We start from the raw sequence: 24,826 nt of genomic DNA on the forward strand, positions 1-24,826 counted from the left end.
CTCACCGGTCCAGTCGACGACGAGAGCGGGCGCGCGCGGCCTCCAACGCGGAGTCCACGCCGCCCTCTTTCGGCTTCGCTTCACCTTCGGGAGCGCGGGGCCCCGCCTCGGGAGCCGCTGGGGCCGACGTCACGGAAGTCACCGTGGAGGGCGCGGGTGACGACGGCGCCAGCACGCTCCCCGCCACGGACGCCTCCGACACGGTGCGCGCCTTCACGCGCTGCCGAGGCGCGGAGAGGAAGCGGCGCACGGCCACCTCCGACAGCAGCACGGCCACGGCCAGCGCCACCAACCACGGAGCCAGGGCCAGGTGTCCCTCCGACTCGGGGGCTTCCTCGAAGAGGCCCGTCATGGACAGGCGCTCCACGCCCCCTCCCACGGCGGCGACGGCTCGCAGCAGCACGAGTCCTTCCTTGGGACTTCCCGGCTCGAACTCAGGGGCATACGGCAGCGCGACGGGTGGCGCACGCAGGGCGCGCGTGCCCACTCGCACCACCGGGTGCCACGTGCCGCTTCCTTCCAGCGGGAGCTCCGCCACCAGCCGGTCGTCTTCCTCCCAGCGCATCGGATGCTCGGTGGGCGCGGACGTCCCGTCGCCAGACAGCAACATCAGCGTGGGCAACGTCGCGGGCAGCGGCTCGTCCGGAGGCAGGTCCAACGTCACGCGCAGCAGGTGACCGCGCCGCTCCGAGCGCACCACCGCTTCTCCCAAGGGAGAGCTGCCCGCCAGCGTCCAGCGCACCATCGCCTCCAGCGTCGCGCGCAGCGAACCCCACTGGCGCAGCTCGCCGGTGAACGGGCCATCCACCTCCGCGGTGAAGGCCACCGTGCGCCCCGCGCCGCGCGGCCACATCGCGAGCAGGGGCGCGGCATGCGTGTCGAGCGTGCGCAGTGCCACGCTGGCCCGAGGTCTCAGATAGGTGAGGTTGTAACCGCCCACCTGGGGCAGTCCCTCGGAGGGCAGCTTCCCCAGGAGCGGCAGGTCCGGCGCGGCCTCCACCGAGACGGGCTCGTCGATGAACGTCGCGCGCGCGACGGCGAGCGTCTCCTGGCTGAAGATGCGTGGGAGGCTCATCGCGTCCTCCGCGAAGTAGATGCGCCCGCCGCCCCGCTGGGCCACTTCCTTCAGCAGCGCCGCGTCCACGTCCTTCGGCGTTCCCAGGCCGATGACGGACACCGTCACGCCCTCGCCCTGCAGCTCCGACAGGGTGCGACGGTAGTCGTCCGGCTCCTCGGAGTCGGCCGCGTCGGAGAAGAGGAGGACATGGCGGGTGGGCTTCTCGCTCTTGAAAATCTGCTTGCGCCCCGTGCGCAGCGCTTCGCCCACGTAGATGCCGCCGCCGCCGCTGAAGCCCTTCGCCACCTTGTCGTACGGCAGGCCCGCCTGCACCGAGCGAAGGGGGAAGATTTCATGGGTCTCCGTGTCCACCATGTGCACGGAGGCTTCGTCCTGGGGGTTGAGCAGCGTGAGCGCGGCCACGACGCCCTCGGCGGCGACCTCCATCTTCGTGCGGCCGTCGGGCACCGTGGCGCCCATGGAGCAGGAGCAGTCCATCAGGATGCTGATGGCGATGGACGCGCGCCGCTGCTCCTCTCGCATCTCCAGCGAAACGGGCAGCAGCGGCTCCACGGGTGAGCGGCGATACCCCCCTTCGCCGAAGCTCTCGCGCCCGCCCGTCATCACGAGCCCCCCTCCCGCCTGCTCCACGTAGGTCGCGAGCGCGTTGAGGCCCGGCTCGCCCAGGGTGTTCGCGTCCACGTTCTCCAGGACGACGGAGCCCACGCCGTCCAGGTCATCCAGGGTGAGGCGGAAGGGCGCGCGGACCTCCAGCACCAGCCCCGTCGCTTCGAGCGCCTTCGCGAGGGTGCCCTTGGGCTGGTTCGTCACCAGCAACACGCGGCGGGGACCTTCGACTCGCAGGACCGCGAGGCCCTTGTCGTTCTCCACCACGCCGTCTCCCGGGACTTCGACGGTGAGCTGGTAGCGCGCGAGGCCGGGCTCCTCGATGAGGTCCCTCAGCGGGAGGACGTTGGGGCCGGGCTGGAAATCGAAGGGGCCCTTCACCAGCACGCGGCCATTGCGCTCCAGTCGCACCGTGCCCGTCACCGCCGCGGAGGCGTGCACGCTGGCGGAGAACTGGAAGGGCTCGCGGGAGGACACGGCGGTCGGCACGTCCAACGAGACGACGGCGACATCGAGCGGAGGCTCGGGCCGCGCGAGCTGACGCCAGTCCACGGCGATTCCCCGGGCCGCGAGTCTTCGCGCGGAGCCTCGTGCATCCGTGCCCGTGGCGCGTCCATCGGAGAGGACGAGCACCCGGCCGGTGCGCTCCTGGGGGATGAGGGCGTTGGCGGCATCGAGCGCGGCGGACAGGTCCGACGACTCCGCATCCACTGGACGGGTGAAGCCGCCGAAGGCTCCGCCCGAGGACAGGGGTTGCTCCACCCGGGGCTCGCGGCCGAAGGCGATGACGCCCACCCTGTCACCTGGGCGGCGCTGTGATTCCAGATGCGAGACGAGCTCCTGCGCGGTGCGGTCGATGTCCCGAGGCATCGAGGCGGAGCGGTCCACCACCACCACCACGTCGCTGCCCGCGTCGGCCCGTCGCAGCTCCGGCCCCGAGAGCGCGCCCACCGTCAGCACCAGCAGCACCGCCCGCAGCCACATGGGCGGACCGGCCCGCCGGCCGAACTTCCAGAGGAAGAGGCCCAGCGGCAGCAACAGCACCCACGCCTGGGGGAGGGAGAAGGTCATGACACCCGCCTCGTGACGTAGAAATCTCCCACCAGCGCGAGGAGCAACAACACCAGCGGCCAGCGCGCCCGGTCCGAGGCATTCGCGCGCGCCTCGTCGTCTCCCGATTCACGCGCCGGCACGTCCGCGCGCCCACGTCCCCGCAGGTCCGACTCGCGTGCGTCCAATGCGAGGACTTCCGCCGCGTCCACCCCATCCGCGCCATCGCGTTCCAGGACATATCGCCCCGGCATGGCGGGAGGAGGAAGGCTCACCGCTCCCGCGCCGAACACCGGCTTGCTTCCACTCGGGCCCGTCAGCGTGTAGCGCTTCCCTGGCAGTGTCACCAGTTGGAGCGGCTCGCCCAGGGTGAGCTGTCGTCGGACGAAGCCCTCGCGGGCGCGACGCGACTCTCGCACCACATTGCCCAGCAACACGGGCCAGGCGGACACGCGCTGCACGTTGGAGCGAGCCAGGTCCACGTTGAGGTGCAGCCGTCCGTCGTCCTCCTCGGAGACCAGCACCGCGTCACCCGCCGTGATGAGGGGATGCCCCGGGGGATTCTCTCCCGCCGACCACCTCACGCCCGCGAGCTGTACGTCGTCCAGCAGCGGGTGTCCCTTCTCGGAGAAGAAGGGCCCCACGAAGGTGCGCACCTTTCCCGTCGCGCCCACTGTCACCTTCGCATCCGTGCCTCGTGGGCCCATGAGCAATGTTTCGCCCGCGGCTCCGTCTCGTGCCACGTCGGGGGAGGCCGCGAGGAAACGCTCCAGGGCGTCACGTTCGAGCGGACCCAGGCCCTGGGCCAGACTCACCGCGAGGGGCCGTGTCGGAGAGGCCGTGAGCCGGGCCTGACCGTCTTCGAGCAGCGCGTCGTCCGGCAGGGAGACCTCGACGTCACCCGCGTTCTGGAAGGTGAGGCGCACCGTGGCGGAGCCCTCGCCTTGGAGCGAGACCTTCTCCACGCGCTCCGTGCCTTGCTTCGCGTCGGGACCCGGGAGCGCGCGCAGCCGTACGGACACTGACTCAGGGGCCGCGCCGAAGCGGGCCACTCGCAGCGTCACGGTCGCCGTGCCGCCATCGTCCTTGCGCTGCGCGGAGACGAACGCCACGTTTTCGCGCGCGGTGCCCAGCGCCGTCCACCGCACGGGGGCTGGGATGACCAGTCCCTCCACGGGGGCGGCGTCGGTGAAGAAGGCCACGTGTTTGCCCGCTCCCGCGAGTTCCTGGGCCCACAGGAGCGTGGGCATCGGGTCGTGGTCCGCGCCTCGAGACTGGAAGGACTCGAGCGCCGCCAGGGCGCGGGACGGCTCTGCTTCCGGACCCGCGACGACACGCGGACTCAGCCCGGTGGCCAGCACCGTCACTCGCGTGGCGGCTTCGTCTTCCACCCGCTTCGCGGCCTCTCGGCGGGCGAGTTCCAGCACCGTCACGCCATCGGGCCCTCGCGCGGACATGGACAGGCTTCCGTCCACCACCAGCACGAGGTGCTTCGTCCGCGCCGCCTCACCCAGGCGCACGTCCGCGAGGTACAGCGCCGCCGCGATGACCGCGAGCGCCTCCAACAGCAGCGAGGCCTCCCGCGTGAAGCGCTCCCAGCGAGGTCCTGCCTCCGCGCGGGGACGCGGCGTGCGCCACAGGAACAACGCGCTCACCACGACCGGCTTCTGCCGACGCCGCAGGAAGTACGCCGCCACGAGGGGCACCAGCGCGCCCAGGGCGAGCAATCCCCACGGGAAGCCGAAGCTCATGCCACACCTCGCGCGACGGCACGGGAGCACGACACACAGGCCCGCAATCTCCACGAGAGGTCGGCGCTCATGCCGCACCTCGCGCAACGACGCGGGAGCTCTGCGCGCCATGCGCCCCTGAGCGGTCGAAGCTCACGCTCGACCTCCCGCGACGAACAAGGGCCGCAGCGGGCCCATCACCAGGGCGTTCAGTGTCTCCGTGGCGGGCGCCGTCAGGAGCGCTCCACGCGAGCGCAGGGCCGCCGCCCTCAACACGCGCTGGTGCTCCGCGAAGCGCCGTGCATACGCGGCCAACACGTCCTCGGTCAGCAACTCCTCCAGCGCCGCGCCAGTCTCCGAGTCCACCAATCGCGCGCCCTCGCCCCCCGTCGGAGCCAGGTCCTCCGCATCCAACACCTGCACCAGGAAGACCCCCGCCGCGCCCCGCGACAACCGCGCCACCATCGCGGGCAGGTCCGCCTCGAACAGGAAGTCGCTCACCACCACGCGCAGGCCACAGGACCTCGGCGGAGGCATCCGCCCCAGCGCCGTCACGAGGTCATCCTTCGCGTCGAACTCCAGCGCGCGCAGCGCCGCCCGACAAGCCGCCCCCTGCACCCGCTCCGACCGCACCCCCGTCGCAAGCAACGTGGGACTCAATCCCTGACGAGCCCCCACCTCACACGCGAGCAACGCCAGCTCCCGCGCACACGCCGCCTTGCGCGGCGACAACGCCATGGAGCGCGAGCCATCCAGCACCACCTCCACGCGCGGCGACACCTCGTCCTGCCGCACCCGCAAGATGAGCTCATCGGTCCGCGCCACCGCGTTCCAGTCGAGCTGCCTCAGGTCATCGCCCGGCTGATACGCCCGGAAGTCATGCAGCTCCAAGGCGCTCCCGGTGGACGCCGCGCGGACCTCACCCACGCGGCCCCGGTGAGGCCCTCGCGGCAACGCCAGCCCCAACCCGGGCGCCAGTCGTCCCACCGCCGCTTCATCCAGACGCTCGCTCACGGCAGATGGGCCCGCTTCTCACGCTCGACGAGCACCCGGTCCGCCATGAAGGCGACCAGCAACGCCACACCCACCACGAAGGCGACCAGCGGCCACGCCATCCCCGGCTCGGCCGTGGCGTAGTCATGCGCCCCGAAGTTCGCGATGCCCACCACCGGATTCAGGAGATTCAGCAGCGGGTCTCCCATCTCGATTCCCACCAGCGCGGCCACCAGCGGAGGCAGGCCCGCCGCCACGCCCACCGCCGCCACGAAGAGCAACCGCACCGAGGCCGGCGACGAGAACCGGTCCGAGCGAGGCATCCTCCCGAGCACCAACGCCAGGGACAGATAGAGGATGACGTAGGCCGGCATCACCGCCATCAGCATCCGCATGGATTCGCTGCCGTGGTTCGTCTTCCCCGACACCAGCGCCAGCGCCGCCCACACCCCAGCCCACCCCACCAGCAGGAGCATCGTCAGTCGGAAGCCACGCAACGCGCCGGGCCGGAACAGGGACACCGGGCCGGTGGCCGCTCGCAACGCGCGCGCCTGCCCATCCACGTCCGTCACCACGAAGAGCCCCACGACGGCGAGATGCAGCGTGCCGCAGACGGCGAAGATCTCCGTCACCACGTGCCCCTGGTCCTCGTGCCACCAGAACCCCAGGCCCACCACCAAGGCCACCAGCATCTGCACCACCATCGCCCGCCGGGGGCCACGCGTGTAGTCCTCCGTGGAGAGCGACAGTCGCGACGCGGCCACCTCGAACAACAGCCAGCCATCCAGGAGCATCAACCCCAGCCCGATGCCCATGGCCAGATGCACCCCATCGTTGCTCAGGAGCCTGTTGCCCGAATCGCTCAACGCGCCCGAGACGCCCAGCGCCGCGCTGAAGGCCAGTCCCAACACCCCCAGCACCACGAAGTGCACGAAGGCGCGCCCCATGCGGCTGTCCGCCAGCGTCGCCGCGCACACCGCCACCACGGTGAGGAACACCAGCCACGCCCCACCCAACCCCAGCACCGCGAGGATGGACGGCAGGGAGATGCCATTGAGGTAGTAGCTGAACAACAGGAAGGGCCCCACCGCCGAGGCATACAGCGCCGCCTGCACCAGGAAGGAGGACACCTTGCCTCGCAGAATCCTCCGAGGCCCCAGGCCCGTGAGCACCAGCAGCACCCACGTGTCGTCCTCCCGCTCGCGCGCCAGGGAGCGATACGCGCTGTAGGGAATGACGAAGAAGTGCACCACGGCCAGGCAGATGAAGAACGCGAAGAAGTAGCCCTGGCCATGGTGGGCGAATGCCTCCTCCCGCGTATGCACGAAGGCCACGAGCGCCAACACCAGACAGGCCAGCAACATCAAACCGAAGCACGCCCAGAAGACACGCGTGCGCAATCCCTGGCGGACCTCCTTCACCACCAGCGGATTGAGGCGATCTCCCCACCGCTCCTGGAAGGACAGGCCCGCGGTGCTCGCGTCCGCCGTCTCCACGGATGCGGACACCTCCGTCCCCGCCCCCGTGCTCGTCTCCACCGGCGCGCTCACGCCAGCCTCCCCTTCGTCACCGTCATGAACGCATCCTCGAGGTTGCGCTCCCGCATGCCGAACGAGCACACCGGCAGGCCCGCCGTCACCAGCGCCGACAACAGCCCCGCCGCCGCAGCGTCCACCTGCCCCGCGCCTGCTCCCGCCTCCAACTCCAGCCCCACCCTCAAGGACTCTCCCTCTCGCGAGACGCGCGCCACGCGCGGCTGCTCCAGCAGGAGCCGCTCCGCTCGCGCCCACGCCGCGTCCGCATCCGCGCCCACCGCCAGCCGGACCATCAGCTCCACGGCGGCGACACTGGCGCCCTGCCGGAGGATGTCCTCCACCCTGCCCGTGGCCAGCAGGCGCCCCTGCTCGATGATGGCGCAGGTGTCACAGATTTCAGCCAGCTCCGTGAGGATGTGACTGGAGATGATGACGGCCTTGCCCTGGTCCGCCAGGGCGCGCAGCAGCTCGCGCAGCTCGATGCGCGCACGCGGGTCCAGGCCATCCGCGGGCTCGTCCAGCAGGAGCAGCTGCGGGTCGTGCAGCAACGTGCGCCCCAGCGCCACCCGCTGCCGCATGCCCTTCGACAGCGCCGTGGTGAGCTTGTCCGCCAGCGGGCCCAGCCCCGTGAAGCCCATCACCGACTCCACGCGCTGGCGCCGCTTCGCGCCCGTCAGCCCATACGCCCGCGCGAAGAAGTCCAGGAACTCGAAGACTGTGACGTCGTCATAGGTGCCGTACCGGTCCGGCATGTAGCCGATGAGCGGACGCACCCGGTCCGGCGTGTCCACCAGCGAGTGGCCCCCCAAGAGCACCTCTCCCGCCGTGGGCGAATCCAGCGTCGCGAGGATTCGCAGCGTGGTGCTCTTGCCCGCGCCATTGGGGCCGATGAAGCCCAGGATGCTGCCCGGCTCCAGATGGAACGACACGTCGTCCACCGCCCGCAGCGCGCCGTAGTCACGCCGCAGCCCCTTCACCTCCAGCAACGGACTCATGGCCTCACCTCGCCGCGGACCAGATGCACGGCGGTCTCCACTTTGGAGGGCATGCCACTGCTCGGCAGCGGCCCCTGCCCGCTCAGCCGCGCGATGAAGCCTCCCTCGGAGAGGTCCGCGCTGAAGGGCGTCAACGCATTCGACAGCCGGAGCCCCGCGCCATCTCCCAGGTGCCGCCCGACCAGGGTGTCCGCCACGTTCCCCGGCTCCGGCTCGGGAGCACCCAGCGCGCCTTCCTCACCGTCGGACAAGGCAGGCAGCCGGCGCACCGTCCCGTCCAGCCGCACGTACCCCTCCTCCAGTCGCGCGCCCAGCGCGTTCTGGACACGGGGCGCATCACCCTCACGCTTGAGCACCAGCCGGGCCCGCGACGGGAGCACCGCGACCTCACCCCACTCGCGATAGGTCCTCGGCGGAAGGAAGCCGTCCCCCACCGTGAGGCCCGCCGTCCAATCCAGGTCCGCCAGGGCGTCGTCCAGGTCGGGCGGCGGCAGGAGCACGCTGGATGCGGGCAGGTGCAGCGCGTCGGGCGACAGGTTGGCGTACCAGGCGCTCAAGCCCGCCGTCACCGCGCGCGCCCGCGCTCCGTCCAGCCACGTCAGGCTGTAACGCGAGGTGTGCACGGCGAAGCCATCCACCAGCACGGACCAGAAGATGAGCGCCAGACACGTCACCACGGAGACGGCCGGCACCATGATGAGAACCGACACCGGCCCCCGGCGTCTCGCCAGCCACCAGGCCCCGGGGCCCACCACCAGCGCGAAGGCGGTGATGACCAGCAGGAAGCGCCCCACGGGCGTGCTGGCATTGGACAGCAGCGGCCGCGGGTCTTTCGTCTGCATCAAGGGCGCCACCCAGCGCTGCGTCATGCCCAGGGGAATCACCACGCCCCGCTGGTAGGCCTCGATGCCGACGGAGCCCCCTCGAATCAGCGACGCACACTCGAACTTGCTTTCCAGGCACGTCCACACCTGCCCGAAGCCATACTGTGACTGGGGGGTCGTCGCTTCCGGCAAGAGCGGCAGGCGCTCACGCAGGTCACGGGAGGGGCGCGTGACGACCAGCGTTCCTCCCGTCGCGGCGTAGGCTTCGAGCACGGCCCATACATCCGCCGGAACCGCCGCGGCCTCCGCCGTGACGACCACCAGTTGGAAGCCCACGTAGGCAGCCAGCTCACGAGGAGCATCCTTCGCGTCGAGGAAGCGGATGGAGAAGTAGGGCTCGTCCCGCTCCCCCGTCTTCGTCAATCCCGTGGAGGTCTCGAACTCCGACACCGTCCCCACCGACAGCACCGGCTCGAAGCGGTCGGAGTCGGCGTAGAGGGACTCCACGATGGGCTTCAATCCAGGTGAATCGACCCGCAGGGTGACGGAGTGCCACGCCACGGGCAACGGCACCCAGGTGACGACGCGCTGCCGGGGCCCCACCTCCACATGCCGCATGGCGGAGCGCGAGGTGTCTCCGTAGGCGGGAGAGAAGGCGATGCGCACCGGGAGCGCCTGCGACCCGCTGTTGTTCAGCACCACCTGCGCCGCCCAGTACCCACGCTGGGGCTTCAGCACGGCGCCGTGCATGGTGACCCGCAGGGGGCCCTCCGTGACGGAGTCCACGGTGCCCGTCGCGTCGCGATAGCCGTTCGGAGCGTTGGCCTCGGTCGCGTCCTCGGCCTCGGCCACGGCCTGCTCGACGGCGACGGCCGCCGGCGGGGGCGAGGTGCCCAGCAGGAGCCACAGCGAGAGCATCGCGACGCTAGTCACGCGGCACCTCGGGCACGGCCTGGAGCAGCGCGCGCACCACGTCCGGAGCGGACACCTTCTCGAGCGACGCCTCGTACGCGAGCACCAGCCGGTGATTGAGCGCGGCGGGAGCGGCGGCCACCACGTCGTCGAAGCCCACGTTGGGCCGTCCACTCAACAGCGCACGCGCGCGGCCCGCGGCGGCCAGGGCGAGCGCGGCGCGCGGGCTCGCGCCATAACGCACGAAGCGGCGAACGGCCTCGGGCGCGGACGCCTGGCGCGGGTCGCTGGCCTCCACCAGTCGCCCGATGAAGTCCGCCACCGGCCCCGGCAGGTGCACGCGGTCGGAGGCGGCGAACAGGCGCGCGAGTCCCTCTCCATCGAGGACGGGAGACAGCTCCGGCGGCGCGCCGCGCACGCGCGTGGTGAGCAGCGCGCGCAGCGTCTTCGCGCCCACGGGCGGCACCTGGATTCGGAAGAGGAAGCGGTCCAGCTGCGCCTCCGGCAGCGGGTAGGTGCCCTCCAACTCGATGGGGTTCTGCGTGGCCAGCACGAAGAACGGGTCGGGCAGGGTCCGCGTCTGGCCGAGCACCGTCACCCGGCGCTCCTGCATCGCCTCCAACAGCGCGGACTGCGTCTTGGGACTGGAGCGGTTGATTTCGTCCGCGAGCACCAGGCTCGCGAACAGCGGCCCCTCACGGAAGACGAACTCGCGACGCCCCTCGCCCTCCAGCACGTAGGTGCCGGTGATGTCTCCGGGCAGGAGGTCCGGGGTGAACTGGATGCGACGGAAGGGCAGCGCGAGCAGCTTCGCCAGCGACTTGCACAGCTCCGTCTTCCCCAGGCCGGGCAGGCCCTCCAGCAGCACATGCCCGCGCGCGAGCACGGCGACGACGACCTGCTCGACGACGGACTCCTGGTCCAACAGCACCGTGTTCAGGCTGTCCCTGAGCCGGGCCGCCACCTCCGCCGCCCCCTGTGCCTCGGCGGGACTGAGAAGCTCCGCTGCCACGTGTGTCTCCCCTTCCAGACTACTCGCCACCAAAGTACCGCTTCACCAGGTCGCGGTTGCGCGGCAACAGCGGCTGCGCACCAGGCCCCGCCGTCGCCTCACCCCGCGCGCTCGTTCCTCGCGAGCCCGCAGCACCCGCCGACCCCGTGCCGCGCCGAGGGTCCGCCGCCTCGAGCCCCCAGAGCTCTCCGGCCTCGCCACCCTGTCCCTCCGGAAGCGGCTCGAACGAGAGTCGGTCCGGGTCCATCTCCGCCTCACCGCCGAACACGAGCGGACTCGGCCCTCCGCCCTGTGTCCCCGTACCACGACGAACGCCCCGGCTCGCATGGCCCTCATTGCCTGTCTGCCCCTGTCCCTCGCCCTGCCCCTGTCCCTCGCCCTGCCCCTGTCCCTCGCCCTGCCCCTCGCCCTGTTGCTCGCCGTCCTGTCCGGGTCGCGACGCACCTTCGCTCCGCTGGCGCGCGCCCTGCTTCCGACGTGAGCCCGACCGTTGTGAGCTCGCCTGGGCGCCTTGCCCTTCGCGGGGCTCGAAGCGTTGCGAGAGTGACTGCTGTCGACGCTCCAGCGACCGGCGGAGTTCCGAAATCTGGTCCGGAGCACCCGAGGCCTGGGCGCGGGCCTGGGCCTGCCGCCGCGCCTGGGACTGCGCTTTCGAGCCCTCCGAATCCGCGGTGCCCTGCTGTCCCGACTGCGAGGTGCCCTGCGTCCCGTTCGGGTCCTCTCCCTGAGGCCCCTGTTGTCCCTCGCCCGATTGGGCCGATGCCTCACCCGGTCCCTGGGAGTCCTCACCCTCGCCCTCACCCTCCAGGCCCATGAGCGCGCGCTCCAGGGCCTCGCGCTCACGAGACGAGGACTCGGCGCCGCCCGCCGCCCCCAGGGCTTCCTCCAAGTCACGCGCGGCCTCGGAGGCCTGGGCCAGCTCGACGGCGGCCTCGGCGGCGCGCTCGGCGAGTCGCTGCTCCAGTGAATCGGCGGCCTCCCAGTCACCCGAGTCGAAGCGACCCGCGGCCACCTCCTCGGCCAGTCGGCGCAACTCGTCCTCCACGGCCTCGCCCAGAGGTTCCTCCCGGGCCAGGGCCTCCGCCTGGGCCTTCACGGCATCCACCTTCGCGGCGGCCGCGGCATGAGGGGCGCGCGGGCCCTTCGGCGCGGGCAGCGGGAGGAGGAAGCCGACGAGCAGGAACAGCAGCGCGCCCAGGAGGGCCCCCACGGGACGCCGCCACGCCACCACGGGGAGCTTCACGTCGCGCACGAGCTGATTGACGCTGAGCTCCCACTCCCCCATGGGCCGCTCCAGCCGGGTGAGGAGCAGTCCCCCCGCGTTGGCCGAGCGGTCCGCGAGCACGGCCGCATGCTCCAGCGACACGCCCCGCGTCCGTGCGCGGAGGAAACACCACGCCAGTCCCGCGAGGACCAGCGGAGGCAGGGCCCAGACCACCGCGCCCCGCAAGAGCAGCCGGGCAAGCACACACGCCGTGACGGTGGCCCACAAGGGAACGAGGCTGGCCTGTGCCCAGGCGAAGGCGTTGAGGCGCCGCTGCACACGCCGCACCGGGGCGAGCACGAGAGCCTGGAGGCGACGTTCTTCGCTGGCGGCCATGGGGAGGGGCCAGTGTCGGACACTCGGCCGGCCCCCACAAGCCACGCGGAGCGGTAACAACGCGCCGGGTTCCCCACGAAGGAGGACCCGGCCGGGAAGACAGGGACTACTGGGCGCGGCTCGGGTCCACGGTGAGGCAGGGCTCCATCTCGTCCGGGACGACGAGGAACAGCTCCTCGCGGTTCAGGTTCTGGAGGAAGCCCAGGGAGGGGTCGCCAATCTGCCCGCCTCCCTCATAGAGCAGGGCCGTCCAGTCGTTCTGTGACACGGGAAACACATCCACGACACCATTGCGATTGAAATCCCGGGAGTAGCTCGCGGTCGAGACGTCGCCGTCGCCATTGAAGTCGATGTTGGTGCTCGCGTTGCCGATGACCTGGGCCTCGTTGAAGCGCAGCCCGCTGATGCGCGCGAGGTCCGCCTCCTTGGAGGGAGCGACCGGCGCGAAGGCCGCGACCTCGTTGATGGTCGCTTCGTTGAAGGAGGCAACCCGCACGCGCGAGTAGTCGAGCACATTGGCCACGCCGCCAATGGTGAAGCCGTAGAACTGGTACTCGTAGTTCATGATGCTCAGGTAGTTGGGCTTGTAGTTGGCGTTGTCGGTGCCACCGTGGCGCAAGCCGATGTTGTGCCCCAGCTCATGCATGATGGTCCCGGCCAGTTGCAGCGCAGTGCTGTCTCCGGCGTCGCCCAGGGTCATCACCAGGTCATGGGCGGGGATGCCTCGGGAGATGCCACTGGAGTAGTCCCCGTCATAGTGGTTGGCGATCACCATGTAGTGGAAGAAGGGCCCTCGGCTCGCGGCGAAGTACTTGGACTTGGCCTTGAGCTTGTCGAAGTCCGTCCAGACGGGGTTCAGGTCCGGGTCCGCGTCCACCGCGGCGATTTGCTGGTCCACCACCAGGTGCAGCGAGACGCCCGTGGAGCCATCCGGGTTGCTCACCGGCGCGTTGGCAAACGCGCGGACTCATACCCATCCTTTGCGCTGCACCCATTTGCATCACGCCATGCAACGCATCCCTTACGGCTCACGGCCGCGCTTCGACTTATGGCATCCGCCGGCAATGAAGAACTCTCGCAATCTTGCATCACAGCAATGCCAGGGATTGGACAGGCACGAGCCCTCCAGGACACTGCCGCTCCAACGGCGCGCTCAATGGCAGACAAAAGGCCGGGCCCTCGGAAGGAGGACCCGGCCTTGGGATGCGAAGGCTTCCGCGAAACGAGGGACTACGGCATGCGGCTCTCGTCCACGGTCTGGCAGGGCTCCAACGTTTCCGGGGCGTCGAGGAACCGCGCCTCGCGGTTCAGGCTCCGGAGGATGCCCAGCCCGGGGTCACCAATCTGCCCGGCCCCGTCATAGAGCAGGGCCGTCCAGTCGTTCTGGGACGCGGGATACACGTCCGCGACGCCATTGCGATTGAAGTCCCTGGAGTAGGTCGGGGCATCGGTGACGCCATTGCCGTTGAAGTCGGTGTTGTTGCTCGCGTTGCCGACGACCGAGACGTTGTTGAAGCGAAGTCCGCTGATGCGGGCAAGGTCCGCCTCGGTGGTGGGGGCGACAGGCGCGAAGCCCGAGCCCTCGTTGACGGCCAATTCGTTGAAGGAAGCGACCTGCACGCGCGAGTAGTCGAGCACGTTGGCCGCCCCGCCGATGCTGAACCCATAGAACTGGTACTCGTAGTTCATGATGCTCAGGTAGTTGGGCTTGTAGTTGGCGTGGTCGGTGCCACCGTGGCGCAGGCCGATGTTGTGCCCCAGCTCGTGCATGATGGTTCCGGCCTGGTCCAGTGACGTGCCGCCTCCGGCGAAGCCCAGGGTCATCACGAGGTCATGGCCGGGGATGCCGCGAGAGATGCCACTGGAGTTACCCCCGTCGTAGCGGTTGGCAATCACCATGTAGTGGAAGAACGGCCCCCGGCTCGCCGCGAAATACTTGGACTTGATCTTGTCGAAGTCCGTCCAGACGGGGTTCAGGTCCAGGTCCGCGTCCACCGCGGGAATCTGCTGGTCCACCACCAGGTGCAGCGTGATGCCCGTGGAACCGTTCGGGTTGGAGATGGGCGCGTTGGCGAACGCATTGATGACGCGGTTCAGCGTGGCCTGGGTGGGCTGGAGGCCGGGGTAGTAATCCACCTCCACGAAGACGTCCTTCTTGCGCGCGTTCGCCCCGAGCGCGGCCAGGTCCAATCCCCCGAATCCGAATGACTCCGCGTAGTCGCTCAGGCGGTCACCGTCCGTGTCGGTGCTGTTGGGGTTGGTGCCCAGCAACGCCTCGACGATGTCGCAGATGCCATCCTTGTCCGTGTCCAGGGAGGCGAGCAGGCACCCGACAGGGAGCGGAAGAGGCACGGCCTCCGCGGTCATCTCCTGGGCGGCGCTGTCCGTCTCTTCTCCCTGCACATCGGTGACGCCACACCCGGTCAACCCCAGGAACACCAGGGTGCCTGACAACAAGCGTTTGCAAAGCGGGTTCATACACGTCCTTTGTGCTGCGAGGATTCACATCGCATCGCGCAACGACTTCTTTACGACTTGCGGCAATTTCAGGATTTAGTCTATCTGCCACTTCTGACAAATCTTTGGAGACCGGAGGCCCCAGGGATTGGAGCAGGGTGAAACGCGGGGGCCACTGCCTGGAATTGAACGAGGGCCGGCCCTCCAGGGAGGATTTACCCTCGGGTCCTCCCGCTGTCGGAATGCGGCACATCGCGCGACGTCCGCGGTGCGGGGGAATGAATGTCGAACCGAGAAACGAATCCGAACGAAACACGTTCGCCGCGCAAGGACTTCAGCGAGTCCGCGTGCAGGGCTCGCGGAAACCAGGTGGTGGAGCGCACCGCGCGTTCTCGCGCCGCGCCGGAGCTGTTTGGCCCCGCGGACCAGCTCCAGGCTCCCGGCTTCCTCACGGCCTTCGTCCCGCTGGAGCCCCAGCCCGAGCCCTCATGGCGTCCCGGCATGGGCGCCATCCCCTTCGATGGCGGCGCGACGTTCCGCGTGTGGGCGCCTCATGCGCAGCGCGTACAGGTGGTGGGAGACTTCAGTCACTGGCACGCGGTGGAGCTTGCGCGCGAGCCCTCCGGCAACTTCTCCCGTGACATCCCTGGCGCGGGCAATGGCCAGCAATACCAGTTCATCATCCAGGGCCGTTACGGCGACTGGCGCTGGCGCAATGACCCGCGCGCCGCGGACGTCACGAACTCCACGGGCAACAGCGTCATCCTGGACCATCGCGACTTCGTCTGGCGCTACGACGGCCTCTTCCGGATGCCGGACTTTCGCGAGGCCGTCCTCTACGAGCTGCACATCGGCACGTTCAACGACTCGGCCGGGTGGGGACCGGGGCATTGGCTGGGCGCCATCGACAAGCTCGACTACCTGCGCGAGCTGGGCGTCAACGTGGTGGAGCTGATGCCCTCGGCCGAGTTCGCGGGGGACTTCTCCTGGGGCTACAACCCCACCTTCCCCTTCGCGCCGGAGAGTTCCTACGGCACGCCCAACGACTTGAAGCGCTTCGTGGACGAGGCGCACCGACGAGGTATCGGCGTCATCATGGACGTCGTCTACAACCACCTGGGGCCCAGTGATTTGCCGCACTGGGACTTCGATGGCGAGACGTTCGGACGGGGCGGCGTGTACTTCTACTCGGACTGGCGCGCGAGCACGCCGTGGGGCGACACGCGTCCGGACTACGGCCGCTCCGAGGTGCGCGACTACCTGCGCGACAACGCGCTGATGTGGCTGCGCGAGTACCACATGGATGGCCTGCGGCTGGATGCGACGAAGGAGATTCGCACCGCCAGCGGCGTGGACAATCCCGCGGGCTGGGAGCTGTTGCGCTCCATCACCGAGGCGGTGAAGCGCGAGTTCCCCTGGAAGCTGCTCATCGCGGAGGACATGGCGTCGGACCCCGCCGTCACGCATTCCCAGGGCGCGGGCTTCGACGCGCAGTGGGACGCGGCCTTCGTGCATCCGGTGCGCGCCGCGCTCATCGCGCCCTTCGATGAGGGGCGCGACTTGAACGCCGTCCGCGACGCGCTGTACTTCCGATACAACGGTCAGGCCTCCCAGCGGGTCATCTTCACGGAGAGCCACGATGAGGTGGCCAACGGCCGCAGCCGGCTGCCCACGGAGGTGTCGCCCTACAACCCGGGGGACATGCTCGCGAAGAAGAAGGCACTGCTGGGCGCGGTGCTGACCTTGACGGCACCGGGCATTCCGATGCTCTTCATGGGGCAGGAGTTCCTGGAGGACGGGCACTTCGACGACGGAGACCCGCTCGACTGGAACAAGGCGGGCTGGTTCGGCGGCATCCTCCAGGCGCACCGGGACCTCATCCAACTGCGCCGCAACTGGCATGACACCAGCGCGGGCCTGCGCGGCGAACACGTCCACGTGTTCCACCTGAACCACGAGGACAAGGTGATGGCGTTCCACCGCTGGGAGCATGGCGGCGCGGGCGACGACGTCATCGTCGTGGTGAACCTGGGACACCGGACCTTCACGGGGTACGAGCTCGGCCTGCCCACGGATGGCCTCTGGCGGGTGCGGTTCAACGGAGACTGGCGGGGCTACTCACCGGACTTCGGCGACACCTCCGTGCACGACGTCTGGGGCGAGTGGGGCGGACGGGACGGACTGCCCGCGCGCGGCGCGCTCTCCCTGGGGGCCTACAGCGCGGTCATCCTCTCGAAGAATCGCTGGTAGCGTCCCCGCCGAATGCTGCTCGCGCGACCGCCCGACCTCGCTCCCCGTGCCCCGTGGCCGGACATGCCCCTGGTGGTGTGGCCGGCCGCGCTCGCCATGTGGGGCCCGGGCGACGCGTCGTCCAGGCACGCCCACCACGCGATGCACCTGCTGCTCCGTCGCGAAGGCACCCTGACCTTCCGCGCGGGCACGGCGAAGGGGGACTCCCGCGCGGCGGGGGTGCTCGTGGGCCCGGACGTGCCCCACGCCATCGACGCGACGGGGGGCGAGGTCATCCTCCTGTTCATCGAACCGGAGAGCCAGGACGGCGAGCGGCTGCGCGCCTCGCTCGATTCCCCCGCGCGACTCTTCGACGAAGCGGCACGTGACGCCCTGCTCGCCCGGCTGCCGCGCAAGGGCCCCATCGCGCACGAGGCCATCGGCCCGTGGATGGAGGCCACGCTGGAGGCCCTGGCCGGTCCCACGGAGGCCCCCGCGCCGCGCATGCACCCGCGCGTGCGCAAGCTCCTGCGGCACCTGCGCGCGGAGCCCGCTCCCGAAGACACCTCCCTGGAGGCCCTCTCCGAGGTCGCCGGCCTGTCCTCCGGTCGCCTGATGCACGCCTTCACGGAGTCCACGGGCGTTCCCCTGCGCCCCTATCTGCTCTGGCTGCGACTGCAGCGAGCAGCGGGCGCCCTCGCGTCAGGCCGCACCGCGGGAGAGGCCGCGCACGCCGCGGGCTTCTCCGACGCGGCCCACCTGACGCGCACCTTCCGCCGCATGTTCGGCACCACGCCCTCGTTCCTTCAACGTCGCAGCCAGTTCGTTCAAGCGAAGGCCCGCCCCACCGACGCATCTTGAGCATCGACCCGCCGGACCGGTCTCCGGCTCGCTGCCCTCCAGGTGCCTCGCCATGTCCTTCGCCCTGATACTCATCTCCACCTTCCTGTTGCTCCACCTGCCTCCGCTGCGCCGCCTCCCCTCGCTCTCCACGCCCACCCGTCGCGCCGCCGTGGCCGCGGGACTCTTCTTCATCGGCGCCGGCGTCATGCACTTCGTCGTGCCCGCCCAGTACGACGCGATGATTCCGCCGCAGCTCCCCTCGCCGCGCTTCTGGACGCTGCTGTCCGGCGTGTTCGAGGTCGCGGGCGGCGTGGGCATGCTGATTCCCCGGACGCGGAAGCTCGCGGCCCTGGGGCTCATCGCGCTGCTGCTCGCCGTCCTCCCCGCCAACATCCACGAGGCGGCGTCGAACCAGGGCTCCCACGTGCTGCCCTTCCCGGACTGGTACTTCTGGCTGCGCATCCCCTTCCAGCTCATCTACCTTGCGTGGGTGGCATGGGCCGGTGGACTGTGGCCGCTCGGAAGCCGTGCGAGCCGACCTGTCACTGGTTAGGCTGGCGCCCCATGCACTTCCGTCATCTTGGTCGCAGCGGTCTGGCCGTCAGTGAGATTTCCTTCGGCAACTGGCTCACGCACGGCTCCCAGGTGGAAGAGGACGCCGCGCTGGCCTGCGTGAAGGCGGCGCAGGACGTCGGCATCACCACCTTCGACACGGCCGACGTCTACGCCGGCACCCGCGCGGAGTCCGTGCTCGGCCGAGCCCTGAAGGGTCAGCGCCGCGCCGGCTATGAGCTGTTCACCAAGGTGTTCTGGCCCACCGGGCCCGGAAAGAACGACTGGGGCCTGTCGCGCAAGCACATCATGGAGTCCATCGATGGCTCCTTGAGCCGCCTCCAGACGGACTACGTGGACCTGTACCAGGCCCACCGCTTCGACACTGCGACGCCGCTGGAGGAGACGATGGTCGCCTTCGCGGACATCGTCCGTCAGGGCAAGGCCCACTACATCGGCGTCTCCGAGTGGACCGCCGACCAGATTCGCCAGGGCGCCGCGCTCGCCCGCGAGCTGCGCATCCCCTTCGTCTCCAGCCAGCCCCAGTACTCCATGCTCTGGCGCGTCATCGAGGAGAAGGTCATCCCGGCGTCCCTCGAGGAAGGCCTGGGACAGATTGTCTGGTCTCCCCTGGCCATGGGCGTGCTCACCGGAAAGTACCTTCCCGGCCAGCCTCCTCCGGCCGGCAGCCGCGCCACCGACCCCACCGGCTCGCGCTTCATCGCCCGCTTCATGAAGGACGACGTGCTCAACCGCGTGCAGCAGCTGCGTCCCCTGGCCCAGCAGGCGGGACTCACCATGGCGCAGCTCGCCGTCGCGTGGGTGCTCCAGAACAAGGGCGTCTCCTCCGCCATCATCGGCGCCTCGCGGCCCGAGCAGGTCCACGACACCGTGAAGGCCTCGGGCGTGAAGCTGGAGGCGGAGTTGATGCGCCGCATCGACGAGGTGCTCGGCCCCGTCGTCGAGCGCAACCCGGCCCTCACCGAAGTGCCCGACCGGAAAATCTGAAGCAGGGCTGTCAGGCGTCACCCCGGCTCTGTCCCCTCTCCGACACTTGAGAGGGGATTGAGTTGAAGGCGACAACCCCAGACATGGCCTAATCCCTCCCCAGGCGCGCCCGTGTGGGACGCCCTGGACGCAATCACAGCCACACGTGACGGGGGATACATGAAGAAGACTCTGTTGATGGGACTCCTGGGCGCGCTCATCGGCATCGGCACCTCCATGGTGTCAGGGACCGCGGCGGCCTCGGAGGATTCGCTCGTGCCGTGCTGCTCTGACTGTGATGCCGGCTATGACAGGTGCATGGCCAACTGTCAGGGCGAAGACTGCGATCTCTCCTGCTTCAGCAGGTGGAGGCCTTGCTACAACGTCTGCTCCCACGCCTGCTAGGTGAGGTCGTCATGATGTCGGAGGGCGCGGGCACGAAAGCCCGCGCTCTTCGATTCAAGGACCTCCGCCGCCGCCCTATACTCGTCCCAGGCTCTTCACCTGGAGGTGGCGTATGCGCTGGTTCGTGGTCACCGCAGTGCTGTTCGCGTCGAGTGCGTCCGCCCAGTCTCCTGAATGCAAGTCGGCGAAGAAGGAGTTCGCGGAGCGCGAGGAGCAGCTCACCACCTTGAAGAAGGCGCGCAAGGACATGCGCGACGTGCTGGTGACCGCCAAGAAGGGGCGCGCGCACAGCCGCGCCCTGGACTCACTGGAGAAGGCGGATGACGCCCTGGAGGACGCCGTCAAGCGGGCGACGGCGGAGCAGCTCCAGCGCGACAAGCTGACCCGGGAAATCTGCAAGTAGCCGTCGCGCTGTCCAGGCGGCGTGAGGGCCTCACGCCGTCTCTCACGTTCTCAAGTTCCTGATGTTTCAGGGCTACAGCTTCGTCCCTCTTGGGATTCAGCGGGGATTGAAGCATGGTCCTCGCCATGAATCGGCAAGAGTCCGCGATGTTCGTCGGGGTGGCGGTGCTGTGGGTCCCCTTGCTGCTGGGCGTGTTCATCGGGACGTGGCTCAGGAAGCACGTACATCCCAAGGTGATGGCGCACTCGGAGCTGCTCAGCAGGACGGCGAACTCCAGCGTCACCCGGCTGTCGAACATCGTGTTCGTCATCTTCTGGGTGGGAGTGACGCTGGCCTGCAGCGGCATGATGGCCCCGAGGACTCTCACGTGGCTCCAGTCACTGGGAGGGCTGCCCTTCGTGCCCACGCTCGAGCTGCTGCGAGGGGTCTCCCTGTTCGCGGCCTTCATGATTGGCTACACCGTTGGGGCCATGCCCCGGGGAGACTCCGCTCGGCAGCCCTCACAGGCGCATGGCAACGCGCCAGGGACGACCGCGTCCGGTCCCAGCAACGGCCAGCACGTCAACAAGTACCCCAGCATGCGGGTGCTCGCCATCATCGGAGGCACGATTGCCGTCGGACTGGGCGTGGGCGCGCTGAGCACGGGGCTCAAGAAGGGTGGCTTCCTGACGACCTCGGACGTGGGCGGGCTCCCCGAGCTGGCGCGCATCCAGGAGCAGCTGAGGCCGCTCGAGGCCTGCTCGCTCAGCTACATGAAGCGGGACCGGCGAGGCTCACGCAACTACCCGACCACGGTCTGGCTCAGGACCTGTACGCACAACGAGTACTTCTCCGTCATGATCACCGTCCCTGGGACCTGGGCGAGCCGAGGCGTCGGCTTCGAGATGGAGCGCGGTTCCAGCTCTGAGCCCTGGGAAATCCTGGTCGAGAAGAACGACGTGCCCTTCCCCGACCTCAAGGAGGCGCTGGAGCACTTCGCGCCCATCATCGCCGCGCAGTATCCGGAGGAGCTCCGAAAACGACGCACGAGCTCGGATGAGATGGACCGCCACCTGGAGGAACGCTCGCGGCTGGAGAAGGAACGCAAGGAGCGCGCGAAGACCTCCTATCCGGAGTGAGTTCGCTCACTCGCGTGGATTCCTCCAGCCCCGCTTCTCCAGCACGCGCACGTTGGGGACGTCCGCGAGCGTGGCCAGGTAGTCCGACAGCGCGAGCAGCTCGATGTCGTCCACCTGCCCCTCGAAGGGCCGCACGTAGATGGCATTTCCGTAGTTGTGCAGACACTTCGCGGGGGTGTCGTCGACGATGAGCACCCGCTCCAGTCGGAAGCCCCTGCGCTTCAGCTTGTGGAGCTTCTTCGCATATTCGTAATGAGAGGACGGGTCCATGAAGCCCTCCTCCAGCACGCGCGCGCGGTCCACGTTGAAGGTGCACCGGCTGCGGCCCCAGACCAGCTCAGGGCGGAGTTCCGGCGGGAAGAGGTGATGGACGATGGCCGCGACGTAGTCGTCCGCCGCGGAGGACCAGACGGCGAGGCGGAACCGGGCCGCGCACGCGGTGAGGAACCGCTCCAGGTGGGGCCGCGCGTAGACGTGGAAGCCGAACACACGGAAGTCCGCCGCGCGCTCCAGAGGGGCCTCGCGGGCGTGAATCAGCGTCTCGTCCAGGTCCAGCACCAGGAGCAGCTTGTCCGGGTCCATGCGGGTCACCACTCGTCGCGCTGCGGGATGCGCCACATCGCCAGGAGACACATGCCAGGGACGCCTCCGTGCCTCCAGTGCTGACTCTTCCACGCATGCCCTGTTGGAACGCGCACACCCCGCTGTGAGGACAGGCGGCACGCCGCGCCCCGGGGCTAAGTGCTGTCGGGTTCATCCCTCTCATCCGCCCCCTGAGGAGCCCCATGCACCTGCGCGTCTTGTTGACGACCCTGGCCTGCGCCGCCGTCCTGTCCCTCGCCGGACCCGCCCGAGCCCAGGACGCCACGGAGAGTCCTCCGTCCGAGCCCGGCGTGTCCTCGTTCGACCCGGCCTTTCCCGGCCAGACGCGCGCGCCCGCCGTGCAGACGCAGACGCCCTATCAAGTCACTGAAATCGCCTCCGGCTTCAACTACCCCTGGGCCGTCGCCTTCCTGCCGGACCGGCGCATGCTCGTGACGGAGAAGCCCACCGGGAAGCTCTTCATCGTCACACCCCAGGGCGTGAAGTCCGCGCCCGTCGCGGGCCTGCCTCCCGTGGACGGCCGCGAGCAGGGCGGCCTGCTCGATGTGGAGGTCGACCCCGACTTCGCCACGAACAGCCTCATCTACTGGACCTATTACGAGCCACGCGAGAACGGCAACGGGCTCGCGGTGGGACGCGGGAAGCTCAAGGACGGCCCCCAGCCGCGCATCGAGGCGCTGCGAATCATCTTCCGCATGAAGCCCACCCTGGACTCGCTGTGGCACGCGGGAGGCCGCCTCGTCTTCGCTCCCGACGGCACCCTCTTCGTCACCCTGGGCGAGCGCTCCATCCTCACCGGCCGCGTCCAGGCCCGACAACTCAACAGCCACTTCGGCAAGATTGTCCGCATCCACACCGATGGCACCGTGCCCGCCAACAATCCCTTCGTGAACAACCCCGCGGCGCGTCCGGAAATCTACTCACGGGGCCACCGCAACGTCCTCGCCGCCGCTCTCGACGGCCAGGGCCGCCTCTGGGAAGTGGAGATGGGACCACTGGGCGGCGACGAGCTCAACCTCGTCGAGCCGGGCAAGGACTACGGCTGGCCCACCATCGGCTATGGCAAGGAGTACTCCGGCGCGCCCATCCACGAGAGCTCCCAGGGCCCAGGCATGGAGCAGCCCGTCTACTACTGGGACCCGGTGATTTCCCCCTCGGGGTTGACCATCTATTCCGGGAACCTCTTCCCCGAATGGAGGGGCAACTTCTTCATCGGCGGGCTGTCCAGCCACGCCCTGGTGCGGCTCGTCCTGCGCAATGACCGCGTCGTGGGCGAGGAGCGCCTCAAGCCCGCGGGGAACAACCGGGTCCGCGACGTCGTCCAAGGCCCCGAAGGCGCGCTCTACCTGCTCACCGACGCGCCAAACGGCCGGCTGCTCAAGGTGACGCCCCGCCAGGCGCCGCCGCTCTAATCGGGCCTCCCGCGAGGGGCGCTGGAACCGGAGGCGACGGCCAGGCGACAAATGTGTTTCCAGCCGTTGCCAGACGGCCCAGGAAGCGGACAAACCGGCCGATCCATTTGACTTTCAGGGCGGACGGAACAACAGATGGGCGCGCGAGTTGGCAACCGGGTTACTGACACCCGTCACCCACTTCCCCCCAGGCTTCCCTTCATGACGCTCTCCCTCCTCCTGGCCCAGACAGGGCAACCCGAGCTCGGCTGGCTCAGCAGCAAGCTGCTCGGTGTCACGCTCACCTCCGCCGAGTGGGTCCTCTGGATTCTGGTCGTCCTCTCCGTGCTCTCCATCGCCATCATGCTGGAGCGCACGGTGTACTTCGCCCGCAACCGCCTCCCGGACTCGGAGGCCCTGGCGGTCCGGCTGGCGCGCGGCGACTTCGAGGCGGCGCGCAAGGCCGTGGAGGGCAAGACGGGCATGGAGGCCGCCATCATCCGCGAGGCGCTCGCCTCCGCCTCGCAGGGCGCGGACACCGTGGAGCAGGTGATTGCGTCCACCATGTCCCGCGAGCGCCCCCAGTACGAGCGCTTCCTGTCCTTCCTGGGCACGCTGGGCAACAACGCCCCGTTCATCGGCCTGTTCGGCACGGTGCTCGGCATCATCAAGGCGTTCCACGATTTGGGCTCCGCCAACGTGAAGGGCGCGGCGATTCAGCAGACCGTCATGGCCGGCATCTCCGAGGCGCTCGTCGCCACCGCCGTGGGTCTGGCCGTCGCGATTCCCGCCGTCGTCGCCTTCAACATCTTCAACCGTCAGCTCAAGACGCTCACCAGCCGCGCCAACGCCCTGGGCTACGCGCTGGTGGGCAGCATGCGCGCCGAGGGCCGCACGCCCGACGCGGCCACTCGCACGGCGGAGGGCCGCTAGCCCATGGCCGGAGGCGCGCAGCAAGACGACGAGGAAATCACCGGCATCAACGTCACCCCGCTGGTGGACATCGTGCTGGTGCTGCTCATCATCTTCATGGTGACGGCCAACTTCATCGTCCGCGAGACGGTGGAGGTGGACCTGCCCCGCGCGGCCAATGGTGGCGAGACGGTGCAGGGGCTCGTCAACGTGGTGCTCGACAAGGAGGGCAAGCTCTACTTCGACGGCGCCGCGGTGAGCGAGGCGGACTTGAGGGCGAAGGTCGCCGAGGCCATCGCCAAGGACAAGGACACCCGCGCCATCATCAGCGCCGACCAGAGCATCGCGTATGGACAGGTGATGCGGCTCATCGACACGGTGAAGGGCCAGGGCATCGCCAAGTTCGCGCTCAACATCGAGAAGGACGTGGCCCCCGCGGCCGCGCCCGCCACACCCTGACGCAAGGCCCAGCGCATGAGCCAGGCGGTCGTCGACTCCCCTCCCCCGATGTTCCCCCGCCGTGAGCGCTCGCTCTGGGTGGTGGGCATCTTCCTGCTCACCTCGCTGGTGCTGCACGGCGTGGGCTTCTGG

Annotated in this window: 21 protein-coding genes; 10 read left to right on the forward strand and 11 right to left on the reverse strand. The window is 69.4% G+C overall.

Translation table 11 applies throughout. From position 1 onward, the window contains the following. Position 1: 1 nt before the first annotated feature. From HR086_RS11175 to HR086_RS11220, 10 genes are all read right to left on the reverse strand, one after another. Positions 2-2,755, reverse strand: a complete 2,754-nt coding sequence (locus tag HR086_RS11175; RefSeq protein ID WP_174465593.1) for a VWA domain-containing protein — start codon at positions 2,753-2,755, stop codon at positions 2-4. Then, the gene (locus HR086_RS11180) at positions 2,752-4,485 is read right to left on the reverse strand and encodes a BatA and WFA domain-containing protein (RefSeq protein WP_174461001.1); all 1,734 of its coding nucleotides are present in this window, start codon (positions 4,483-4,485) and stop codon (positions 2,752-2,754) included. Before HR086_RS11180 ends, HR086_RS11175 begins: the two co-directional genes overlap by 4 nt. A 132-nt stretch (positions 4,486-4,617) precedes the next feature. Further along, positions 4,618-5,478, reverse strand: coding sequence for a DUF58 domain-containing protein (locus tag HR086_RS11185; protein ID WP_174454312.1), 861 nt, complete (start codon positions 5,476-5,478; stop codon positions 4,618-4,620). After that, positions 5,475-7,007, reverse strand: a complete 1,533-nt coding sequence (locus HR086_RS11190; RefSeq protein ID WP_373564286.1) for an ABC transporter permease — start codon at positions 7,005-7,007, stop codon at positions 5,475-5,477. The genes HR086_RS11185 and HR086_RS11190 overlap by 4 nt, the downstream gene beginning before the upstream one ends. Next, a complete protein-coding gene (locus tag HR086_RS11195) occupies positions 7,004-7,987 on the reverse strand; it encodes an ABC transporter ATP-binding protein (RefSeq protein WP_174454311.1) in 984 nt (327 codons plus the stop codon). The genes HR086_RS11190 and HR086_RS11195 overlap by 4 nt, the downstream gene beginning before the upstream one ends. After that, positions 7,984-9,744, reverse strand: a complete 1,761-nt coding sequence (locus tag HR086_RS11200) for a hypothetical protein (protein WP_174465594.1) — start codon at positions 9,742-9,744, stop codon at positions 7,984-7,986. Before HR086_RS11200 ends, HR086_RS11195 begins: the two co-directional genes overlap by 4 nt. Next, positions 9,737-10,735, reverse strand: coding sequence for a MoxR family ATPase (locus HR086_RS11205; RefSeq protein ID WP_174454309.1), 999 nt, complete (start codon positions 10,733-10,735; stop codon positions 9,737-9,739). The genes HR086_RS11200 and HR086_RS11205 overlap by 8 nt, the downstream gene beginning before the upstream one ends. A 19-nt stretch (positions 10,736-10,754) precedes the next feature. Then, a complete protein-coding gene (locus HR086_RS11210) occupies positions 10,755-12,335 on the reverse strand; it encodes a hypothetical protein (protein WP_174465595.1) in 1,581 nt (526 codons plus the stop codon). A 106-nt stretch (positions 12,336-12,441) separates the two neighbouring features. After that, positions 12,442-13,278, reverse strand: a complete 837-nt coding sequence (locus HR086_RS11215) for a hypothetical protein (RefSeq protein WP_254626281.1) — start codon at positions 13,276-13,278, stop codon at positions 12,442-12,444. 287 nt (positions 13,279-13,565) lie between these two features. After that, on the reverse strand, positions 13,566-14,813 hold the full coding sequence (locus tag HR086_RS11220) for a hypothetical protein (RefSeq protein ID WP_174460996.1): 1,248 nt from the start codon (positions 14,811-14,813) through the stop codon (positions 13,566-13,568). Positions 14,814-15,074: 261 nt separating this feature from the next. Here HR086_RS11220 and HR086_RS11225 point away from each other — a divergent pair, with 261 nt between their 5' ends. The 7 genes from HR086_RS11225 to HR086_RS11255 all read left to right on the forward strand — a co-directional run bounded on the left by HR086_RS11225 (position 15,075) and on the right by HR086_RS11255 (position 21,329). Beyond that, on the forward strand, positions 15,075-17,042 hold the full coding sequence (locus HR086_RS11225) for an alpha-amylase family glycosyl hydrolase (protein WP_174465596.1): 1,968 nt from the start codon (positions 15,075-15,077) through the stop codon (positions 17,040-17,042). A gap of 63 nt (positions 17,043-17,105) precedes the next feature. Continuing rightward, the gene (locus HR086_RS11230) at positions 17,106-17,882 is read left to right on the forward strand and encodes an AraC family transcriptional regulator (protein ID WP_254626282.1); all 777 of its coding nucleotides are present in this window, start codon (positions 17,106-17,108) and stop codon (positions 17,880-17,882) included. 52 nt (positions 17,883-17,934) lie between these two features. Then, positions 17,935-18,417, forward strand: a complete 483-nt coding sequence (locus HR086_RS11235) for a DoxX family protein (RefSeq protein WP_141640535.1) — start codon at positions 17,935-17,937, stop codon at positions 18,415-18,417. An 11-nt stretch (positions 18,418-18,428) separates the two neighbouring features. Beyond that, entirely contained in the window at positions 18,429-19,424 is a 996-nt protein-coding gene (locus HR086_RS11240) for an aldo/keto reductase family protein (protein ID WP_141640534.1), read from the forward strand. A 159-nt stretch (positions 19,425-19,583) separates the two neighbouring features. Beyond that, positions 19,584-19,808 (forward strand): hypothetical protein, encoded by a 225-nt coding sequence (locus HR086_RS11245; RefSeq protein ID WP_174460992.1) that lies wholly within the window; start codon positions 19,584-19,586, stop codon positions 19,806-19,808. A gap of 112 nt (positions 19,809-19,920) precedes the next feature. Then, positions 19,921-20,211, forward strand: coding sequence for a hypothetical protein (locus HR086_RS11250; protein ID WP_141640532.1), 291 nt, complete (start codon positions 19,921-19,923; stop codon positions 20,209-20,211). Between the two features lie 125 nt (positions 20,212-20,336). Beyond that, positions 20,337-21,329 carry a hypothetical protein gene (locus HR086_RS11255; RefSeq protein ID WP_174454300.1) on the forward strand — a complete coding sequence of 331 codons (993 nt, stop codon included), beginning with the start codon at positions 20,337-20,339 and terminating at the stop codon, positions 21,327-21,329. Positions 21,330-21,335: 6 nt separating this feature from the next. On the opposite strand, the gene HR086_RS11260 is transcribed toward HR086_RS11255, so the two are convergent. Beyond that, positions 21,336-21,911, reverse strand: a complete 576-nt coding sequence (locus HR086_RS11260) for an NIF family HAD-type phosphatase (RefSeq protein ID WP_174454299.1) — start codon at positions 21,909-21,911, stop codon at positions 21,336-21,338. A 203-nt stretch (positions 21,912-22,114) separates the two neighbouring features. Between HR086_RS11260 and HR086_RS11265 the strand changes: the two genes are divergently transcribed. From HR086_RS11265 to HR086_RS11275, 3 genes are all read left to right on the forward strand, one after another. Then, positions 22,115-23,344 carry a PQQ-dependent sugar dehydrogenase gene (locus HR086_RS11265; protein ID WP_174465598.1) on the forward strand — a complete coding sequence of 410 codons (1,230 nt, stop codon included), beginning with the start codon at positions 22,115-22,117 and terminating at the stop codon, positions 23,342-23,344. A gap of 201 nt (positions 23,345-23,545) precedes the next feature. Further along, on the forward strand, positions 23,546-24,256 hold the full coding sequence (locus HR086_RS11270) for a MotA/TolQ/ExbB proton channel family protein (RefSeq protein ID WP_141640529.1): 711 nt from the start codon (positions 23,546-23,548) through the stop codon (positions 24,254-24,256). Between the two features lie 3 nt (positions 24,257-24,259). Next, entirely contained in the window at positions 24,260-24,694 is a 435-nt protein-coding gene (locus HR086_RS11275) for a biopolymer transporter ExbD (RefSeq protein WP_141640528.1), read from the forward strand. The last annotated feature ends 132 nt before the right edge of the window (positions 24,695-24,826 follow it).

It is taken from the genome of Myxococcus sp. CA039A (assembly GCF_013336645.1).
GTDB classification, from domain to species: domain Bacteria; phylum Myxococcota; class Myxococcia; order Myxococcales; family Myxococcaceae; genus Myxococcus; species Myxococcus llanfairpwllgwyngyllgogerychwyrndrobwllllantysiliogogogochensis.